Origin of the sequence: Comamonas faecalis (genome assembly GCF_039538025.1) — a bacterium.
Taxonomy (GTDB): Bacteria; Pseudomonadota; Gammaproteobacteria; order Burkholderiales; family Burkholderiaceae_C; genus Comamonas_C; species Comamonas_C faecalis.
In genome coordinates this window covers 1-14,069 of the sequence record NZ_BAABBP010000025.1, presented here as the reverse complement: position 1 = coordinate 14,069, position 14,069 = coordinate 1, and the positions used below count along the sequence as shown (strand labels likewise).

The following is a 14,069-nucleotide window of genomic DNA, read 5'->3' as shown; positions in this document are numbered from 1 at the left end:
GATGCGCCGCCCCAAAGTTCAGCCCACCCACTTGCGCGCGTTGCGCCACAGGCGCATCCAGGGGCTGAGGGCGCTGGCATCCCCGTCGGTCCAGCTCATCTGGATGTTGCGAAACACCCGTTCGGGGTGCGGCATCATGGCCGTGAAGCGCCCGTCTGCGGTGGTCACCGCGGTCAGGCCGCCCGGGCTGCCGTTGGGGTTGAACGGGTAGGCCTCGGTCGCGGCGCCATGGTTGTCGACGAAGCGCATCGCGCGCACCACCGCCGCCGCGTCGCCGCGACGGGCAAAGTTGGCATAACCCTCGCCGTGCGAGACGACGATGGGCAGGCGGCTGCCGGCCATGCCCTGCAGAAAGATGCTGGGCGAATCAAGCACCTCGACCATCGCAAAGCGCGCCTCGAAGCGGTGGCTCTGGTTGGTCGTGAAGCGTGGCCAGGCGGCGGCGCCCGGGATGATGTCGGCCAGTTCGGCAAACATCTGGCAGCCGTTGCACACGCCGAGCGCAAACGTGTCCTGGCGCGCAAAAAACGCCTGGAACTGCTCCGCCAGCACCGGGTTGAACATAATCGAGCGCGCCCAGCCAACGCCAGCGCCCAGCGTGTCGCCGTAGCTGAAGCCGCCACAGGCGACGACGCCGGCAAAGTCCTTGAGCTGCGCGCGCCCGGCCTGCAGGTCGGTCATGTGCACGTCAAACGCCTCGAAGCCCGCGGCGTCGAAAGCGTAGGCCATCTCGACGTGCGAGTTCACGCCCTGCTCGCGCAGCACGGCCACCCTGGGGCGCGCCAGGTTCACGAACGGCGCGGCAATGTCCTCGCCCGCATCGAACGTCAGGCGCTGGTGCAGGCCGGGGTTGGCCGGGTCGCCAGCAGCGGCGTGCTCGGCGTCGGCGCAGGCCGGATTGTCGCGGCCCTGGGCGATCTTCCAGCTCACCGCGTCCCACACCTGATGCAGGTTGGAGAGCGTCGCACCAAACACCTTCTTCGCGTCGCGCCAGACCTGCAGCTCACCTTTGCCGGCGTCGACCGGCGACGAGAGCGGGCGCGTCTTGCCGATGATGTGGCTGCACTGGATCAGGCCGTTCTCGCGCAGCACCTGCATGACCTGCGCACGGTCGGCGGTGCGGATCTGCAGCACCACGCCCAGCTCCTCGCTGAACAGCGCGGCGAGCGTCTGCACCTCGCGCCGGCCGCTGACCTGCTTGGCCCAGTCCTTGCCCTCGCCGCTGTCCATGCGGCCGTCCTGGATGCCGTCGCCCTCGGTGACCAGCATGTCCACGTTCAGCGCCACGCCCAGCTGGCCGGCAAAGGCCATCTCGGCCACCGCCGCCAGCAGGCCGCCGTCGCTGCGGTCGTGATAGGCCAGGATCAGGCCCTGCGCGCGCAGCGTGTTGATGGCGGCCACCAGGCGTTTCAGATCCTCGGCGTCGTCCAGGTCGGGCACCTGCTCGCCGAACTGGCCCAGCACCTGGCCCAGGATGGAGCCGCCCATGCGGTTCTTGCCGCGGCCCAGGTCGATGAGCACCAGCGAGCTGTCATCCACGCCGGCGTCGAGCTGCGGCGTCAGCGTGCCGCGCACGTCGGAGAGCGTGGCAAAGGCGGTGACGATCAGGCTGACCGGCGAGGTGACCTTCTTCTGCGCGCCGGCCTCGCTCCACTGCGTGCGCATCGACAGGCTGTCCTTGCCTACCGGAATGCCGATGCCCAGCTGTGGGCACAGCTGCATGCCCACGGCGTGCACCGTGTCGTACAGCGCGGCGTCCTCGCCCGGCTCGCCGCAGGCGGCCATCCAGTTGGCGCTGAGCTTGACGCGAGGCAGCTCGATCGGCGCGGCCAGCAGGTTGGTGATGGCTTCGGCCACCGCCATGCGGCCCGAAGCCGGCGCGTTGATGCTTGCCAGCGGCGTGCGCTCGCCCATGGCCATGGCCTCGCCGGCAAAGCCGGCATAGTCGGCCAGCGTCACGGCCACGTCGGCCACCGGCACCTGCCAGGGGCCGACCATCTGGTCGCGGTGCGTCAGGCCGCCGACGGCGCGGTCGCCAATCGTCACCAGGAAACGCTTGCTGGCCACCGTCGGGTGCGCCAGCACCTCGATCACGGCTTTTTCCAGCGCCAGACCGTCGAGCTGCAGCGGCTCGCCGCGGCGCGCCACGCGGGTCACGTCGCGATGCATCTTGGGCGGTTTGCCCAGCAGTACGTCCATCGGCATGTCCACCGGCAGTTTCTGCGGGCCGTCGGCCACGGCGGTGTCTTCCAGCACCAGTTGGCGCTCCTCGGTCGCCACGCCAATCACCGCAAATGGGCAGCGCTCACGCTCGCAGAAGGCAGTGAACTGGTCCAGCGATTGCGGGGCGATGGCCAGCACGTAGCGCTCCTGGCTCTCGTTGCTCCAGATCTCCTTGGGCGCCAGGCCCGATTCCTCGAGCTGCACCGCGCGCAGGTCGAAACGCGCGCCGCGGCCGGCGTCGTTCGTCAGCTCGGGAAAGGCGTTGGACAGCCCGCCCGCGCCCACGTCGTGAATGGCGAGAACCGGGTTGTTCTCGCCCTGCGCCCAGCAGTGGTTGATGACCTCCTGCGCGCGGCGCTCGATCTCGGGGTTGCCTCGCTGCACTGAGTCGAAGTCCAGCTCGGCCGCGTTCGTGCCGGTGGCCATCGAGCTGGCCGCGCCGCCACCCATGCCGATGCGCATGCCCGGCCCGCCCAGCTGAATCAACAGCGTGCCGGCAGGGAACAGCACCTTCTTGGTCTGGCGCGCGTCGATGCTGCCCAGGCCGCCGGCAATCATGATGGGCTTGTGGTATCCACGCAGCACGCCGTCCACTGCCTGCTCATACTCGCGGAAGTAGCCGGTGAGGTTGGGCCGGCCGAACTCGTTGTTGAACGCCGCGCCGCCCAGCGGCCCCTCGGTCATGATCTGCAAGGGGCTGGCGATGTGCTCGGGCCGGCCCACGTCGCTGCCCCACAGTTTGGAAACCGTGAAGCCCGTCAGCCCGGCCTTGGGCTCGGAGCCGCGGCCGGTCGCGCCCTCGTCGCGGATCTCGCCGCCCGCGCCGGTCGAGGCGCCGGGAAAGGGGGAGATCGCCGTCGGGTGGTTGTGCGTCTCCACCTTCATCAGCACATGGTGGGTAGCGCTTTGCTTTTGATAGCTGGGAGCGCTTGCTGCGCCTGCGAAAGACTCGAATCTGGCGATGAATTGCTCGACCTCGCTGCCTTCCATGATGGAGGCGTTGTCGGCGTAGGCGACGATGGTGTGCTGCGGCGCGGTAGCCTCGGTGTGGCGGATCATGCCGAACAGCGATTTCTCCTGCGCCACACCGTCGATGGTGAACTGGGCGTTGAAGATCTTGTGCCGGCAATGCTCGCTGTTGGCCTGGGCAAACATCATCAGCTCGACGTCGGTCGGGTTGCGCCCCAGCTGCTGGAAGGCCGCCACCAGGTAGTCGATCTCGTCGTCGGCCAGCGCCAGGCCCCAGGCGGTGTTGGCCGACTCCAGCGCCGCGCGGCCGCCGCCTTGCACGTCGACGAAGGCCATGGGCTCGGCATCCAGCGCGGTAAACAGCTGCTGCGCCGCCTCGCGCGTGGCGACGACGGACTCGGTCATGCGGTCGTGCAGCAGTGCGGCAATCTGCGTGCGCTGCGCGGGCGTGAGCTGCGCCTGGCTGCCCAGCAGCCCGCCCTTGAGCCGGATGCGGTATTCGGTCACACGCTCGACGCGGCGCACCGCCAAGCCGCAGTTGCGCGCGATGTCGGTGGCCTTGGACGCCCAGGGCGAAACCGTGCCCAGGCGCGGCGTGACCAGCAGCACCTCGCCGTCCAGCGCGCCCTCATACGGGTCGCCATAGGTCAGCAGGGCCTGCAGCCTGTCGCACTCGGCCGCGCCAGGCTCGGCGTCGCAGGCCACCAGGTGCAGATGGCGCGCCGCCACCGCGGCCACCTTGGGAGCGATGGCCTGCAGCTGGGGCAGCAGCTGCTCGGCGCGAAACGAACTCAAGGCGTTGCCGCCTTCAATGGTGGTGAGATGCAGGGACACGGTGGCGACCTGTAAGGGAAGAAGCGGGAATGGGAAACGCCGGCTTGCCGCCCGGGCGCGGCCGCTGAATGGGACCGGCAGGTGGCGACAGGCAAAAGGATTGGCAATGAACCCGGTATTTTAAGCGGCCAGCGCAACGCGAAGCCCGATGGGATAATTTGCCGCCATGAGCATCACCATCAAAGACGCTGCCGGCATAGCCGGCATGCGCGAGGCCTGCCGCCTGGCGTCCGAAGTCCTCGACCAGATCACCCCGCACATCCGTCCCGGCCTGACCACGCTGGAGATCGACCAGATCGGCGCCGCCGCCATGGCCGCGCAGGGCACGCGCTCGGCCACCATCGGCTACCAGCCGCCCGGCTACCCGCCCTACCCCGGCCATCTGTGCACCTCGGTCAACCACGTCGTCTGCCACGGCATTCCCAACGACAAGCCGCTCAAGAAGGGCGACATCGTCAACGTCGACGTCACCGTCATCACCAAGGACGGCTGGTTTGGCGACACCAGCCGCATGTTCCTCGTCGGCGAATGCTCGGTGGCGGCCAAGCGCCTGGCACAGCTGACCTATGAGTCGATGTGGCTGGGCATCCAGCAGGTCAAGCCGGGCGCGCGCCTGGGCGACATCGGCCACGTCATCCAGCAGTTTGCCGAAGGGCACAACCTGTCGGTGGTGCGCGAATTCTGCGGCCACGGCATCGGCCAGAAATTCCACGAAGACCCGCAGGTGCTGCACTACGGCCGCCCGGGCACGGGCGTGGAGCTGGTGCCGGGCATGACCTTCACGATCGAGCCCATGCTCAACCTGGGCCGGCGCGAAATCAAGGAGCTGGGCAAGGACGGCTGGACCATCGTCACCAAGGATCGCAGCCTGTCGGCGCAGTGGGAGCACACCATTTTGGTGACCGAGACCGGTTTTGACGTGCTGACGCTGTCGGACGGCTATCCGCCGCTGCCGTCGTTCGTGACGACCACCAGTACCTGAGAGGTTGCGCCCGCTTCGGCGCATCCACCCCATGCCAGCCATGCCCACCTCGCTCACTCCTGCGGCATTGCGCCAGGACTACCAGGAGCGCAAACGCGAGCTGCTGGCGCCGCTGTCGAGCCCGGCGTTTTCCACGCGCAGCATCCGCCCGCTGCTGCGTCGCCTGGCGGCGCTGACCGACACCTGCCTGCGCCAGCTGTGGCAGCTGGCCGACCCGCCCGCCGGCCTGGCGCTGGTGGCCGTGGGCGGCTACGGCCACGGCATGCTGTTTCCGCAGTCGGACGTTGACGTTCTGGTGCTGCTGCCGGAAGGCACCGATGCGCGCACGCAGGCACAGGCCGCCATCGAGCGCTTCATCCGCCTGTGCTGGGACGCGGGACTGGAGATCGGCTCCAGCGTGCGCAGCGTGGCCGAGTCACTGCAGACGGCCAGCCAGGACGTCACCGTGCAGACCGCGCTGCTGGAGGCGCGGCTGCTGTGCGGCGATGCAGCACTGTTCGACACGCTGCGCCAGCGCTGCGCCGCGCAGATGAACCCGCGCGCCTTTCTGACGGCCAAGACGCTGGAGATGCGCCAGCGCCACACCAAATACGACAACACGCCCTACGCGCTGGAGCCGCACTGCAAGGAGTCGCCCGGCGGGCTGCGCGACCTGCAGCTGGTGCGCTGGATTGCCCGCGCCGCCGGCCTGGATGGCAGTTGGCGCACGCTGGCCGCGCAGGGCCTGGCCACGGCCTTCGAAGTGCGCCAGATCGAACGCAACGAGGCGCTGTTGTTCCTGATCCGCGCGCGGCTGCACCTGGCGGCGGGGCGGCGCGAAGACCGGTTGCTGTTCGACCTGCAAGGCGCCGTGGCGCAGGGCTTTGGAGCGCGCTTCGCACAGATCGACGGACGTCCCCAGCGCGCCAGCGAGGCGCTGATGCGCCACTACTACTGGGCTGCCAAGGCCGTCGTGCAACTGACCGAAATCCTGCTGCTGGGGCTTGAGCAGCGCCTGGCTCCCGGCAACGCCCGCGCGCAGCCGATCAACGCGCGCTTCTCCCAGATCGACGGCCTGATCGAAGTGGCCAGCGACGACCTCTACCAGCGCGAGCCCGAGGCCATTCTGGAGACCTTTGCGCTGTTCCAGACCACGCCCGGCCTGCAAGGCCTGTCGGTGCGCACTCTGCGTGCGCTCTACAACACGCGCGCGGTGATGGATGCGCGCTACCGCGCCAGCCCCACCACGCGCGCGCAGTTTCTGCACATCCTGCAGCACGACATGCGCGTCACGCACGTGATGCGGCTGATGGACCAGACCTCGGTGCTGGGGCGCACGCTGTGGCCGTTTCGGCGCATCGTCGGGCAGATGCAGCACGACCTGTTCCACGCCTACACCGTGGATCAGCACATCCTGATGGTGCTGCGCAACGCGCGCCGCTTCTTCCTGGCCGAGCACGCGCACGAGTTCCCCTTCTGCTCGCAGCTGGCCGCCGGCTGGGACAAGCCCTGGGTGCTGTACATCGCCGCGCTGTTCCACGACATCGCCAAGGGCCGCGGCGGCGATCACTCGCGGCTGGGCGCGCAGGAGGTGCGGCGCTTTTGCCGCCAGCACGCGCCCTATGGCCTGGAGCGTGCCGACGCCGAGCTGATCGAATTCCTGGTGCGCGAGCACCTCCTGATGAGCCAGGTCGCGCAAAAGCAGGATCTGACCGACCCCGCCGTCATCGCCGCCTTTGCCGCCCGCGTGGGCAGCGAGCGGCGCCTGACGGCGCTGTACCTGCTGACGGTGGCCGACATCCGCGGCACCGGCCCCAACGTCTGGAGCGCCTGGAAGGGCAAGCTGCTGGAAGACCTGTACCACGCCACACTGGCCACGCAGGGCGGGCGCACGCCCGATGCAAGCGCCGTGATCGAATCACGCAAGCGCGACGCGCTCATCGTGCTGGCGCTGCACGCCCTGCCCCAGGGCGCGCACGAGCGGTTGTGGCAGCAACTGGACGTGAGCTATTTCATGCGCCACGACGCAGCCGACATCGCCTGGCACACGCGTCAGCTGTGGGATCTGGTGGGCTCGCGTACCCCGGTGGTGCGCGCACGCAAATCGCTGGCCGGCGAAGGCCTGCAGGTGCTGGCCTACGCGCCCGACCAGAGCGAGCTATTCCTGCGCATCTGCGCCTACTTCGAGCGCGCGGGCTTTTCCATCCTGGACGCACGCGTACACACCACGCGCGACGGCCACGCAATCGACACTTTCCAGATCATCAGCATCCACCCACTGGGCCACTGGCGCGAGCTGGCCGCACTGGTCGAGAACGACCTGACGCTGGCGCTGGGCTCGGCGCTGGGCCTGCCGCCGCTGCGCCGGCGCCAGGCATCGCGGCGCGCGCGCAGCTTTCCGATTGCGCCCCGCGTCACGCTGCGCCCCGACGCGCAGGCCCGGCGCTGGGTCATCACCATCACCGCCGCCGACCGCCCCGGCCTGCTGCGCCTGGTAGCACGCGTGCTGGCCCGCCACGACCTGAACGTGCAACTGGCCAAGGTCAGCACACTGGGCGAGCGCGTCGAGGACGTGTTCGTCGTGCAGGGCGAGGAACTGGCCAGCAACGCGCAGCAAATCCTGATCGAAACCGAGCTGCTGCAGGCGCTGGCGTAGCGCCCCGCGCCGAGCCAGCGGCAGGGCGGCGATGCATGCCGGCGCGAGTTCTGGGCCGCTCAATCGAGGCGACAATATGGCCCGTCACAAGGGCAAAGCCATCGCGAACACTTGAAGTGCCAAGCCATGCCCATTCAAGAGGTTCACTTCATGTCTGGTTTTTTCCGCTTTTCCCATACTTCCGCCGTCCTGGCTCCCGTGTCCCTGGCGCTGGCCGCCCTGCTTGCCGGCTGCGCCGCCGTGCCGGGCAATGCCGTCGAGCCGGCGCCGCAGCGAACCGGCGTGGCGCCGACTGCGCCAGGCGACTGGCAGCGCCGCCTGCAGGACTGGGCTGGCGTCGACCTGCTGCTGCTCGGCGAACAGCACGACCAGCCCGGCCACCAGGCATGGGAGGCCGCGACCGTGGCGCAGCTCGCCCGCGAGGGCCGGCTTGCCGCCCTGGTGCTGGAGATGGCGCCCGCGGGCGGCTCCACCGAGGGCCTCGCGGCCGACGCGAGTGACGAGCAGGCAAGGGCCGCCCTGCACTGGCAGCAGGGTGCGGCCCAGGGTGGCTGGCCCTGGGAGGTTTACGGGCCCGTGGTCATGGCCGCGGTTCGTGCGCGCGTTCCCGTGCTGGGCGGCAACCTGCCGCGCGACCAGATCAAGACCGCCATGCAGGAGTGGCAGCTCGATGGACATCTGTCACCCGGAGCCTGGAAGCAGCAGCTGCAAGCCATCGATCGCGGGCATTGCGGCCTGCTGCCCGAATCTCAGTGGGCTCCCATGGCTCGCGTGCAATTGGCGCGTGACCGCAGCCTGGCCCGGGTGGCCATAGCCGCCAGCACCAAATATGCGCGCTCGCCAGCAGCCGGGGCCGCCAGGCTCCAGGTGCTGATCGTCTCGGGCAATGGCCACGCGCGCCGCGATCTCGGCATACCGACCTGGCTGCCGGTGGGGCTGGATTACAAGGTCGCCCTGGCAACAACTGCGAGAGGGCCTGCGGTGGATCAGGCCCAGGGCGATTGGTGGCAGGTCACGGCCGCGCACGCCGCCAAGGACCATTGCGGGCAGCTACGCGAGCAATGGAAGGCCGCACCCGGCAGGTCCGGTGGCGCCAGGTGAAGCCAGCCCGCGGGACGTAAACCATGCACGCCAGCGCCCGCCACCGGGCGCTGCACCACTTCGTGGCCAAGGCCCAGTGATCCTCGCCAGAGATGCTGCGCCGCGCAGCGCAGTGGGCGGTGCTCAAGACAAGATGGACTTCTCCAGTGGCGGCCGGTGGATCATCGACGACACGGGCTTTCCGAAGAAAGGGCGCCACCCGGTGGATGTGGCACGCCAGTACTGTGGAATGCTGGGCAGGCAAGACAACTGCCAGGTGGCCGTCAGCACCTCGCTGGCAAATAGCGAAGGTAGCCTTGTCACTGCCCCAGCAAGCATTTGAGGTCATCACCTGGCGCGATGACACCGACGCGCCACTGAGCGTGCGCTTTACTGCCCTGCTTCTCTCGTGACACAGTAAGGTCAGGCGACGCGGCCGATCATGCGCTCGGCCACGCCGTCGTTCCACACTCGCCGATGAACCACCACCATCACGATGTGCCCGACGATCAGCGCCAGCAGCGTCCAGCCCAGCACGCCGTGAAACGCCTTGGCCGGGGCAATCATCCAGTCCACCTTGGGGCCGCTGCCGTCATTGAGCTCAATCAGCCCCAGCCAGGTAAAGGGCCGGTCATTGCCCAGCATGCGCAGCAGCGCAAGCGACGGCACCAGCACCATCAGCGCATACAAGCTGCCGTGGCCCCAGCGCGCTGCCATGCCCAGCCAGCCGCCGGCGTGTCCGGGGCGGCTTTGCCAGTTCATCAAACCCCAGGCACCGCGCACCAGCACCAGCAGCAAAAGCAGCAGCCCCAGGTGGGCATGCGTGCCGACCATGAACTTGGCGAACGCGTCGTCGCGCCCCAGCGTGACCTTGGCCGCCATACCCGCGAACTGCCACAGAAACAGCAGCGCCATGCCCCAGTGCAGCCAGCGGCTGGTGCGGCCAAAGCGCTGCGGCGTGTCGCGCCACGCGCTGGCGGGTGCGGTTTGCACGGTGGGGCGTGGATAGTGAGATGGCATGGTTCATCCTTTCGGGAACATGTGCGTTGGTGTGCGTTGGTGTGCGTTGCCTTTGCAACGAAAAACAGGGCATGGAACATGGGCCGCCAAAGTGGCTTGCAACCGGCAGCGCCTCAACGGGCGAAGTCTGGCGGGGTCGTACGATACTTGGCGATAACCTGTAGTTCCCGTCATTCCCCTGTCTTGCACTTGCCCTCCCAGGATCGGGGCTTCATGAAGGCACTCAGCTTCATTGCCATCGCTTCGTCAACGCTCTTGCGGAAGGATTCGTCATGAACACACGACCATTGGGCAAAACCGGCCTGCGGATCGCACCCATCGTCTTCGGCGGCAACGTCTTTGGCTGGACGGTCGACGAGAAAACCAGCTTCGAGATCCTGGACGCTTTCCTCGACCACGGCTTCAACGCCATCGACACGGCAGACATCTATTCATCCTGGGTTCCGGGCAACCATGGCGGCGAGTCCGAGACCATCATCGGCAAATGGTTCAAGGCTCGGCCCGGAGCGCGCGACAAGATCGTGCTCTTCACCAAGGTGGGCTCCGACCTGGGCAAGCCGGGCCAGAAAGGGCTGTCCGAGCGGTGGATCACCCAAGCGATCGAAGGCTCGCTGTCGCGGCTTGGCGTCGAGAGCATCGACCTGTATTTCTCGCATTGGCCCGACTCCGAAACGCCGTGCGAAGAAACACTCGGCGCCTACGACAAACTGCTCAAGGCCGGCAAGATCAAGGCCATCGGCGCGTCCAACCTGGACGCCAGGCAGCTGACGCAGGCGCTGGCCGTGGCTCGTGACAAGGGACTGCCGCCCTACCAGGTGCTGCAGCCCGAATACAACCTCTACGACAGAGCGTCCTACGACGGCGCGCTGCGCGACCTCGCCGTCGCCGAGGGGCTGGGCGTCGTCACCTACTACAGCCTCGCATCAGGCTTTCTGAGCGGCAAATACCGCTCCAAGGAAGACCTGGGCCAGTCCCGGCGCGGCACGGGAGTCGGCAAATACCTGACCGCACGCGGCGACCGCATTCTCGAAGCGCTTGACGCCGTGTCGGCCCGCCACTCGGCCCAGCCTGCCGAAGTGGCTCTGGCCTGGCTGATCGGGCGCGAGGGCGTGACCGCGCCCATTGCCAGCGCGACCAGCGTGGCCCAGGTGAAGAACTTTGCAAAGGCCGCCAAGCTGGCGCTGCAGCCGCAGGACTGGCAGGCGCTGGACGCAGCCAGCGCAACGCCCTGATTCCCCTAGGGCCTGTTAACGTTATTTTTGACGGATGCGTTGTGATCAAAAGGGCCACTCGCCAAGGCGCCAGCCGCAGCCAAGGTGCCACCCTTGGCAAGGCTGGCAACGCCGGCGATGGCCCTTTTGATCGCAACCCGAAGGGAACATACTCAAAACTGCGCCACTCTCCGTTGCGCTCCTTGCCCAGACACCCAGTCTGGGCTGCGTCGCACGTCTCGATTGACGCCGTTTTGAGTATGTTCGCACCGCCAAAAATAACGTTAACAGGCCCTAATCATCGTCCACGCCTGCCAGCTCGGGAAACAGCACCTCGGTAAAGCCAAAGCGCGTGAAGTCGCGCACCCGCATCGGGTACAGCACGCCCTGCAGGTGGTCGCACTCATGCTGCACCACACGTGCGTGAAAGCCCTCAGCCTCGCGCTCGATCGGGCGGCCCCAGGGGTCGACGCCGCGGTAGCGAATACGCGCAAATCGCGGAACGATGGCGCGCAAGCCAGGTACGGACAGGCAACCCTCCCAGTCGTCGAGCAGGCTGTCGTCGAGCACGGTGATCTCCGGGTTGATCAACACCGTGTCCGGCACCAGCGGGCGGTCGGGGTAGCGCGGGTTGGGCTGATCGCTGCCAAAAATCACCAGTTGCAAGTCAACGCCGATCTGCGGCGCCGCGAGGCCGGCGCCATTGGCCGCCTGCATGGTCTCGCGCATGTCCTGCACCAGTTGGTGCAGCTGCGGCGTGTCAAAAGAAGTCACCGGGCGCGCCACGCGCAGCAGGCGGGCGTCGCCCATTTTCAGGATGCTGTGTACGGTCATATCCGCGCAGCATAGCGCCCGGCTGGGCACAATGGCAGTCATGGCCGACGCATCCAACGCCCCCGAGACCCTGCCCCCTCTTCCCGTGCGCCACCCCCTGCCGGCGCCGGTGCGCTGGCTGCTGCTCGTCTTCGCGGTCTTGAACCTGATCACCGGCGTCATCGGCATCTTCGTGCCCGGCCTGCCCACCACGGTCTTCATCCTGATCGCGGCCTGGGCCGCCGCACGCAGCTCGCCGCGGCTGCACGCCTGGCTGTGGCACCACAGATTGTTCGGGCCCATGCTGCAAAACTGGGCCGACGGCGGGCGTGTGTCACGGCGCGCCAAATGGAGCGCAACCACCGTGATGCTGCTGTGCTCCGTCATCCTGATGCTGGTCGACGCACCCAACTGGGCGCGCATCTTCGCCTGGGCGAACATGGCATGCGTGGGCACTTGGCTGTGGTTTCGCCCCGAGCCCAGGCGCTGACATTTACAGGCAAAACCGCCGAAGACCTCATTTTTTCTGTATATAATCGCGGACTTGATCCCCGATAGCTCAGTCGGTAGAGCGACGGACTGTTAATCCGCAGGTCCCTGGTTCGAGCCCAGGTCGGGGAGCCAAATTTTCAAGCCCTGCAATCGCACAGGGCTTTTTTCACCGCAACATTCCTCAATAGCTCAGTCGGTAGAGCGCCGGACTGTTAATCCGTAGGTCCCTGGTTCGAGCCCAGGTTGAGGAGCCAGACAGCGATTCGGCGTGCAGCCATACACCCGAAATCCTCCAAGCCCCGGTTTCTTTGCAGACCGGGGCTTTTTGTTTATCCCGGCCGCTGGCTCTCACGCGGGGCCATACACGGGCAAGACACAGCGACAAAAAAGCCCGCGATGGCGCGGGCCTGAAAGCAAGTGGATCCCGGCTTGTACTGGTAAATCACTCCCACTCCATCATCAACAGGCCCCCAGAACCGGCATGGTTAAAGGGATTGGCAGAGATCGACATGGAGCCTTACCGTCGCTTTTACCGTCAGAAGCGCACATCTTTTGCTGGCGCGGGAGATGGAGCGATTTGCGGGGCGTCGACACTTCCAGGCTGATCATCGATCAGGGTACATCTTAGCGCGCAAAGGGCACCTTCGCGCCAAGTTCGCCTTCACTCAAGAGCGACTTTCTATATTCCAAATAGTCTTTCCGCGCCAGGCTGCTCGTCTTCTTCAAATCGACGTCAAGAAATTGGACTCTCACGCGGTGAAGCACTTCTTGAAAGACCTCGTGCATCTTCAATCTCGCTTCGTCGATCTGCGCCCAAGCCTTCTGGCTGGCGGCCCTCGAGAGCGTGTCGTGGTCTGTGAAGATGTGCTGCCGGCCGCTGGGGGCCTCGTGATACATGCCTTCGTGAGCCATCGTTTGTCCGAAAGCCGCACGAAACTGCTTGATCAAGTTGAAGAGTTCCGCATCGTTCAAATGGACATCGCTGCCCGACGCCGCGATGTTGAACATGTCCCACATGTGCAGCGCCTCATCAGTGATGCAATGCGGCATTCTCGCGATGTGGTCATCGACCGCCTGTATGTCGATGGTCTTGAAAATCTCTGTGAGCGTTTCCACGTCTCGCTCGTGCTTGACCTCTTCAGGCGAGAGCGTGGCGGTGGGTCGGGTGGGATTGGCTTCCAACGTGGACTTGATCGCGTTTTTCAGTGTGCCCGCGAACGCCTTCAGGTCGTTGGCCTGATCATCGGCACCGTTGGCAAACGGAATGGCCCGGTGTTTGTCAAAGTCGAAGGGCACATCGTCAGGGAACTTTCCCACTCCCGCGTCGAACACCAGCGCGACACGATCCCAGCCCAACGCAGCCACCGCAAATCCGAGCTCGAACAGGACGTTGGGATTGGGCGTCTTCTTCTGCTGGAGATCGGCGTTGATTGGCGTCACGTCGCTGACGACCATGTCAGCCTCCTTGATCTTCTTCATGATCGCAAGGGGGATATTGGGCGAACCCGTCAAGCCTCTTGTCGCTTGGTCAATCGCGATCGAAACGTCAGGCAGCTCCGCCATCACGGTGTTGGCGGCCAAGGTCAGGGCCTTCCGGATGAAGTTCCTGGTGACCGGCAAATCTGATTGCCAAGAATAGAAAACGACAAAATTCTTCATCGGCGCCTCCCCAAGCGCTGGGCAGGAGGGTGTGCAGAATTTTGTGTAAACGGACAATCCACCGCCGGCGTAAGCCGGCCTGTCCGTAAGCGCAATGAACACCAAGAAACACGACGTACCCGAAGAACTGCTGTCTGGCCTGCTGGCCAAC

At 66.4% G+C, this 14,069-nt stretch carries 10 protein-coding genes, 2 tRNA genes and 1 pseudogene; 8 read left to right on the top strand and 5 right to left on the bottom strand.

Annotated elements, in window-relative coordinates; genetic code table 11:
- Positions 1-18 precede the first annotated feature (18 nt).
- Positions 19-4,026: a phosphoribosylformylglycinamidine synthase gene (purL, locus tag ABD767_RS12875; protein ID WP_103044106.1), complete on the bottom strand. Its 4,008-nt coding sequence runs from the start codon at positions 4,024-4,026 to the stop codon at positions 19-21.
- 166 nt (positions 4,027-4,192) lie between these two features.
- Between purL and map the strand changes: the two genes are divergently transcribed.
- The 4 genes and pseudogenes from map to ABD767_RS12855 all read left to right on the top strand — a co-directional run.
- Positions 4,193-5,008 carry a type I methionyl aminopeptidase gene (map, locus tag ABD767_RS12870; protein ID WP_103044105.1) on the top strand — a complete coding sequence of 272 codons (816 nt, stop codon included), beginning with the start codon at positions 4,193-4,195 and terminating at the stop codon, positions 5,006-5,008.
- Positions 5,009-5,039: 31 nt separating this feature from the next.
- A complete protein-coding gene (locus ABD767_RS12865; RefSeq protein WP_103044104.1) occupies positions 5,040-7,643 on the top strand; it encodes a [protein-PII] uridylyltransferase in 2,604 nt (867 codons plus the stop codon).
- Between the two features lie 126 nt (positions 7,644-7,769).
- Entirely contained in the window at positions 7,770-8,744 is a 975-nt protein-coding gene (locus ABD767_RS12860; protein ID WP_344869758.1) for a ChaN family lipoprotein, read from the top strand.
- 23 nt (positions 8,745-8,767) lie between these two features.
- Positions 8,768-9,051, top strand: a pseudogene (locus ABD767_RS12855) (transposase); the annotation flags it as partial.
- Between the two features lie 95 nt (positions 9,052-9,146).
- Here ABD767_RS12855 and ABD767_RS12850 read toward each other — a convergent pair.
- Positions 9,147-9,743, bottom strand: coding sequence for a cytochrome b/b6 domain-containing protein (locus ABD767_RS12850; RefSeq protein ID WP_103044103.1), 597 nt, complete (start codon positions 9,741-9,743; stop codon positions 9,147-9,149).
- Positions 9,744-10,015: 272 nt separating this feature from the next.
- On the opposite strand from ABD767_RS12850, the gene ABD767_RS12845 reads away from it, so the two are divergent.
- Positions 10,016-10,975, top strand: a complete 960-nt coding sequence (locus tag ABD767_RS12845; protein ID WP_344869757.1) for an aldo/keto reductase — start codon at positions 10,016-10,018, stop codon at positions 10,973-10,975.
- Between the two features lie 273 nt (positions 10,976-11,248).
- On the opposite strand, the gene def is transcribed toward ABD767_RS12845, so the two are convergent.
- The gene (gene def, locus ABD767_RS12840) at positions 11,249-11,788 is read right to left on the bottom strand and encodes a peptide deformylase (RefSeq protein WP_344869756.1); all 540 of its coding nucleotides are present in this window, start codon (positions 11,786-11,788) and stop codon (positions 11,249-11,251) included.
- Between the two features lie 40 nt (positions 11,789-11,828).
- Here def and ABD767_RS12835 point away from each other — a divergent pair, with 40 nt between their 5' ends.
- The 3 genes from ABD767_RS12835 (at position 11,829) to ABD767_RS12825 (ending at position 12,513) form a co-directional block, all read left to right on the top strand.
- Positions 11,829-12,257: a YbaN family protein gene (locus ABD767_RS12835; RefSeq protein WP_344869755.1), complete on the top strand. Its 429-nt coding sequence runs from the start codon at positions 11,829-11,831 to the stop codon at positions 12,255-12,257.
- Positions 12,258-12,315: 58 nt separating this feature from the next.
- Positions 12,316-12,391, top strand: a tRNA-Asn gene (locus tag ABD767_RS12830).
- A gap of 46 nt (positions 12,392-12,437) precedes the next feature.
- Positions 12,438-12,513: transfer RNA gene (locus tag ABD767_RS12825), tRNA-Asn, on the top strand.
- Positions 12,514-12,883: 370 nt separating this feature from the next.
- On the opposite strand, the gene ABD767_RS12820 is transcribed toward ABD767_RS12825, so the two are convergent.
- Both ABD767_RS12820 and ABD767_RS12815 read right to left on the bottom strand, forming a co-directional pair.
- Positions 12,884-13,840 (bottom strand): TIR domain-containing protein, encoded by a 957-nt coding sequence (locus tag ABD767_RS12820; RefSeq protein ID WP_344869754.1) that lies wholly within the window; start codon positions 13,838-13,840, stop codon positions 12,884-12,886.
- Positions 13,806-14,069 (bottom strand): hypothetical protein (locus tag ABD767_RS12815; RefSeq protein WP_344869753.1); only part of this gene is annotated, 264 nt, incomplete at its 5' end. The genes ABD767_RS12820 and ABD767_RS12815, both read right to left, overlap by 35 nt.

Coding starts and splice junctions, on each gene's coding strand:
- map (WP_103044105.1), top strand. CDS start 4,193: ATGAGCATCACCATCAAAGACGCTGCCGGCATAGCCGGCATGCGCGAG.
- ABD767_RS12865 (WP_103044104.1), top strand. CDS start 5,040: ATGCCAGCCATGCCCACCTCGCTCACTCCTGCGGCATTGCGCCAGGAC.
- ABD767_RS12860 (WP_344869758.1), top strand. CDS start 7,770: ATGCCCATTCAAGAGGTTCACTTCATGTCTGGTTTTTTCCGCTTTTCC.
- ABD767_RS12850 (WP_103044103.1), bottom strand. CDS start 9,743: ATGCCATCTCACTATCCACGCCCCACCGTGCAAACCGCACCCGCCAGC.
- ABD767_RS12845 (WP_344869757.1), top strand. CDS start 10,016: ATGAACACACGACCATTGGGCAAAACCGGCCTGCGGATCGCACCCATC.
- def (WP_344869756.1), bottom strand. CDS start 11,788: ATGACCGTACACAGCATCCTGAAAATGGGCGACGCCCGCCTGCTGCGC.
- ABD767_RS12835 (WP_344869755.1), top strand. CDS start 11,829: ATGGCCGACGCATCCAACGCCCCCGAGACCCTGCCCCCTCTTCCCGTG.